The sequence below is a fragment of the Butyrivibrio hungatei DSM 14810 genome, assembly GCF_900143205.1.
GTDB lineage: Bacteria > Bacillota > Clostridia > Lachnospirales > Lachnospiraceae > Butyrivibrio > Butyrivibrio hungatei.
Window position 1 is genome coordinate 1 of sequence record NZ_FRDH01000020.1, and the last position, 5,586, is coordinate 5,586.

The 5,586-nt window shown below is 32.0% G+C and carries 4 protein-coding genes; all 4 read left to right on the top strand.

The genetic code is table 11. From position 1 onward, the window contains the following. The first annotated feature begins 394 nt into the window (after positions 1–394). The gene (locus BUA02_RS15460; RefSeq protein WP_072705761.1) at positions 395–3,274 is read left to right on the top strand and encodes a non-ribosomal peptide synthetase; all 2,880 of its coding nucleotides are present in this window, start codon (positions 395–397) and stop codon (positions 3,272–3,274) included. Positions 3,275–3,276: 2 nt separating this feature from the next. Beyond that, on the top strand, positions 3,277–4,926 hold the full coding sequence (locus BUA02_RS15465) for an NUDIX domain-containing protein (protein ID WP_072705763.1): 1,650 nt from the start codon (positions 3,277–3,279) through the stop codon (positions 4,924–4,926). Between the two features lie 65 nt (positions 4,927–4,991). Then, positions 4,992–5,240, top strand: coding sequence for a hypothetical protein (locus tag BUA02_RS15470; RefSeq protein ID WP_072705765.1), 249 nt, complete (start codon positions 4,992–4,994; stop codon positions 5,238–5,240). 125 nt (positions 5,241–5,365) lie between these two features. Next, positions 5,366–5,586 (top strand): IS66 family insertion sequence element accessory protein TnpA (gene tnpA / locus BUA02_RS15735; protein ID WP_416386385.1); only part of this gene is annotated, 221 nt, incomplete at its 3' end.

Genomic DNA, 5,586 nt, shown 5'->3' on the forward strand with positions numbered 1-5,586 from the left:
AGGCACTCTAATTTAGAGCTAGAGCATAGCAAATCTAAGTATAATACCACTACTAAAAATGAAGGATGTCGCAGAAATGCGACATCCTTTTTTCGTATGTGCAAATTTTGGAGCCTTATTTGAGGATTCATTGTATATTGAATTTGATTTAAGAGAGTTATAAGAATGAGAATGAGGGTGAAAAAAATTTTGTTGACAAGGCTGATCTGACATGATAAGCTATGCGTCATAGCGTCATAGCGTCATAGCGTCATAGCGTCATAGCGTCATAGCGTCATAGCGTCATAGCGTCATAGCGTCATAACGTTCTATTTATTTTCTCGTTATCTTCGTAAAAAAGAATATTTATGTATGTTTAAGGCGGAAATTATTAAGACAGAAAGGAATACATAACATGGATATAATTGAGAGGTTTAATAAGGTTCTGAATGAGATACCTTACAAAGAGGTTCTGATTTCAGGAGAAATAAGATTTTCGGTTAAAGATATTGAAGAATTATCGAATTATATTGCATATGAAATAACACGTGAAAGTACAAAAGAGATAATCCCATTCTATGTTGAAGAGACTGTATATGTGTTACCAATTGTTTTGGGAATTATAAAAAGTGGAAAGATACCACTGCCAATTACAAGTAGTTTACCATTAGAAAAGTCGTTAGTTAGAATTTCAGACATTGATTATGACGTTGTAATATGTGACAAAAGGCCAAAATATGATTGCGCTGAAAAAAATATTTTAATACTACCTAAGGAAATTCCTAGAGGCATCGAATATTCCGAGTCTAGACAATTAAAAAATAGAAATGTATATATCATTTGTACATCAGGTACAACAGGAATTCCCAAAAAAGTGTTTCTTACAGTTGACAATCTTTGCTGGTTGCTAGACGAGTTTTATAAAATAGTAAATTTCACAAATGAATCGAGATTTTTATTTACAACCCCATATACATTTGATGTTTCGCTGACTGAAATTTTTGCTCCTATTTTTACTGGGGGAACTTTGGTTTGTTATGGTGGAAAAAGTAATGGGCTTTTTGAAATAGAAAAAATAATTGTTGAAAATCAGATAACGCATTTATCTCTTTCTCCTTCGTTTGCAGAGACAATAGTTGATACAAGTAGTTCTTCTGTTTTTGATAGACTTAAGGCTCTTTGTCTTGCGGGAGAAGTTTTTCCAAGTTCATTAGCTAATAGATTACGGCCAACTATTCGAAAAGGGTGTAGGATATTTAACCTTTATGGACCATCAGAAACGACCATATATGCCACATATTATGAATTGATAGATAAAGAATATTCTACAGTACCGATTGGAAAGCCAATTCCTGGTGTAACAATAGAAGTACATTTTGATGAGGATTGTGCAGAAGGTAAACAAGGCGAATTATGGATAGGTGGAAAAGGCGTAACAGATGGATATCTATTGGATCCACTTTTGTGTAATGAAAAATTTGTAAAAACTGCAAATGATAGGTTTTATAAAACAGGAGATTACGTATATTATTCTGGAGATGATTTGGTTTTTGGCTCTCGTATAGATAGTCAAGTTCAGATTAATGGTATTAGGGTAGAGCTTGATGCGATTAAATCTATAGTTGATGGTCATACAAAAATACATTCTTCCAGAGTGGCATTCTATAAGAAAAAACTTTATATCTTTTATATGGCTAAAGAAGATTTGAAAAAAGATATATTGAGTGACTTACCTTCATATTTAAAACCGATTATTGTTAACGTAGATAATTATTTATTAAATCAAAGCAGAAAACTGGATGTTGAGGCTATGATAGAGAAATACTATTTCAAGAAAAATCATGCCGAAAATGAGGGGATGATAGAAATAATACGAGAAAAATTGTCACATTATGGTTGTGTGGAAGTAGCTGATCTCGATTCGCTTGATTTAGTGAGGTTTTTTCTAGACATAGAAGATACATACAATATTGAAATTAATTATTCAGATATTTATAAATTAAAAAGTATTAACAATATTGCAGATTATATATCTAATGCTATGAATGGTGGCATAAATGAAAAAGCCACTGTTGAGGGGACAGATAAAATAGATTTGATTAATATAGAATATACTCTGCTAAATCGTAATTTAGCTATTGGCGGAGTGGAATTATTAACAACTCCTACGCAGGAGAGATTGTTTAAAAATGGTCAATATAGAACGATATATTTTGATATACCATTTAATGATGTTAGCTGCAAAGAAATTATAAAATTCAGAAACATAATAAAGCAATTGAGCAAAAGAATTGACATATTTAGGATGATAGCGCATGTATATGAAAATAAATTATCGTTTAGAGTTATTAGTAGTAGAAAAAATGAACCTTGTATACTTTTGCTTAATCAATTTCCTAAATTTGAAGAGTTGCAAAAAATAATAGAACAATTGGAATGGGTTATTATACCAATAATAATTGTTTCTGCAAAAAATAGAGCAATTCGCTTTTATTTTCCTTATCATTCAATTGATGCATCTTCTGTTAATATGCTTCAAAAAACAATTCTAGATGAAATTGCTGGTAAAAGTGAGTCTGCATTGTGTAAGAAAAGTTCACTTGTACAATTTGAGAAATACAAGGCAATGATGGTGGAGTCAGAGCTTATTAAAAATGCTATGGATTTGTTTCCTGTAACCCAAAAGACGATTAACACGGCTACGATTCGGGATGGAATACAAATAATAAAAATACCATTGATAGGAGATTATACAAAAGAAAACGCATATCTAAATAGTGTATATATTATGGCTAAGTGTATCATTTCTGAATACGATTTAACAAATATAAGTGGTGGTATGTCCTATGATTTAAGAAACTATAAGAACTATAAAGGTGAAGGCTTAATAGGTGATGTTCATAAGAAGATTCCATTCGAAGTTCGAAAGAATGACAGTTACGAGGATTTCAAAGCGTGTTTTTATAAAATTTTAGACTTATATAGAAATGGAATAGATTATTATGAAATTGCTCATAGAAGAAGTGATTCTATTGGAGAAAAAGCCAGGAAGTTTATTCGAACACTGAGTATTTCAATTAATTTTTTAGGAGAGATATTGAATCCTGAGAAAACTAAAGATGAAATTGTTGAGACTAAGTTTGAAAAAAATTTCATTAATATCTTTACACATAAAGGGGATATATATGCTGTGATTTGTTCACAAATATTTAGTAAGCCAGAATATATTTTACGTAATATGCAGGATAAACTAATCATTACAGTAAAAACAGAATTAAATGACAGGAGCATGTGATAATGACCAATTATAGAGAATTAGTTGAATACTATCTAATTAACAATAATCATGAGGCTGAGAATTTAAGCAATATTCTTCGTCAGATGGATGTAAAAGATGAGAGTGAAATGATAAATCGAAAAAATTATATAGGTCATTTTACAGCATCTGCTTTCGTTGTTTCAAAAAGAAACAATAAAATCATTATGGTACACCACAAAGTGTTAAAAAAATATCTTCAACCTGGAGGTCACATTGAAAATAAAGACCTAAGCCCGTTAAATGCAGCTAAAAGAGAATTGTTTGAAGAAACCGGGATAACTTCAGATAAGTTGGAATATAGATGTGCGGAGCCAATGAATGAACTTGTTCCATTTAATATTTCTGTTCATAAGATTCCTGAGAATAAAGCTAAGAACGAGAAAGCTCATTATCATTATGATTTACAGTACTTATTCTATATAAATGATGAAGTTGAAATAGTCATTGATGAGGCTGAATCCAGTGCATTTGAATGGGTCGGTTGGAATAATTTTAAAAATATGGATGGATATAAGAATATTGCTAAAAAGATAGAAAAGCAGAAGTTAAAATCGCCAGAACGTTTTTTAGCCTCGATAGTTGATAAAAATATATTTGAAGGATTATCTTGTATCGCGGTTCAGCATATTATTCCTAGCAGTGTTCCTATGATAAAAACGTTAAAGAAGATATTTGGGACAAAACTATTAGTATGTGCTAAACCAAACTCAATCAATAGAGAAGTTTGGGAAGAATTGGAAAGCTATGGAGTCAGAATAAAGATAGCATCAAGATCAAAAAGTTTTAATGAAGCTTACTGCGAAATAAACGGAAAAACATTGATAATAGATATAGGAGGATATTTTTCTAAAATCGCACAGATTGAGGGGTTGCCAATTGTATGTATTGTTGAAGATACAGAGAATGGCATTCATAAGTATGAAAATGCAATTAGTAAGATACAATATCCTATCTATTCAGTAGCCCGTAATCCGATGAAAAGAAATGAAGACTTTCTTGTTGGCTCTGACATTGTTTTCGGAGCGGATTATATTTTACACCAAACTAATAAATTGATTCAGTATATGAATGTTGCTTGCGTGGGTTATGGGAAGATTGGCTATGGAATATGCTCAAGATTGCGTGAGATGGGTGTGAAGCCAAAGGTTATTGAAAAGGACAGTATAAGAGCTATTCAAGCAGTTAGGGATGGCTGTGATGTATTACATGAAAAAGACTTTTCACAGATTGACTTGATTTTTTGTGCTACTGGTTCAAAATGTCTTGATATTTTAGATTTTCGATCCTTAAATGATGGTACGTGTATAGTATCTGCTACTTCTAGTGATGACGAATTTGATTTTAGTTATTTGAAGGAAGAATATACTATGGTATCAGAAGGGGAGTTATTTACAGAGTATAAAAACGATGATAATTATTTTTACATTTTGAATCGTGGCATTCCTACAAATTTTGCTGTTAATTCGGCCCTAGGAAATTATATTTTGTTGGTGCACGCAGCAATACTATCTATTTTGCAAAATCATATAAAAGAGGGTGGGAAGGAAAGTAAAAAGCATTGTATTAATTCGCTGAGCGAAGAGAAAAATCAACAAATCGCGTCAGATTGGTTATGTGAGTTTTGCTGATTTTTTAATTATTGCTAAAGAATACAATAAATAATCTATAACGTTTTATACAAGGACGGATTAAAATGGACAGAATATCAAAACATAACGAATATTTGCTACTGTTTGGAAGATGGACATCAAAGCTTGGAGATATAGTCTTTGACTATGTAAATAGTGTGGCTTTAGTACATGCTTTTGCTAGTAATTCATGGGTTTTAGCATTGTACCAAAGTTCTCAAACTATTATAGGTGTTATTTTTAATTTATTTGGAGGAGCGTTGGCAGATTCGGGAGGAAGAAAGAAAATATTAGTATTAACTGATTTACTGTAAGCGCTAAATTATTAGGCGGATAGCTGCCGCCACTAAACAAGTTCATAATGGATTCGAATAACGTACATTTTACTATGTTTAAAGTCGAATGATGAACATTTCACTACGACTTGGAAGGAGCTGCTATGTCGAATCCAAGGAAACAATTACCTCGCAGATCTGATGAGGACTGGTACAGACTCATCATGGACTGCCGTAAGAGTGGACTATCCGATGCTCAGTTTTGCAGAGTAAATGGAATTCCAAACTCTTCGTTTTGTACTGCTATCAAACGTCTGCGGAAGAAATCATTTGCGATTCCTGAAGCAGGTGATGTTGATATATATGACCTGACCCTGCCAAAGCA

Coding starts and splice junctions, on each gene's coding strand:
- BUA02_RS15460 (WP_072705761.1), top strand. CDS start 395: ATGGATATAATTGAGAGGTTTAATAAGGTTCTGAATGAGATACCTTAC.
- BUA02_RS15465 (WP_072705763.1), top strand. CDS start 3,277: ATGACCAATTATAGAGAATTAGTTGAATACTATCTAATTAACAATAAT.
- BUA02_RS15470 (WP_072705765.1), top strand. CDS start 4,992: ATGGACAGAATATCAAAACATAACGAATATTTGCTACTGTTTGGAAGA.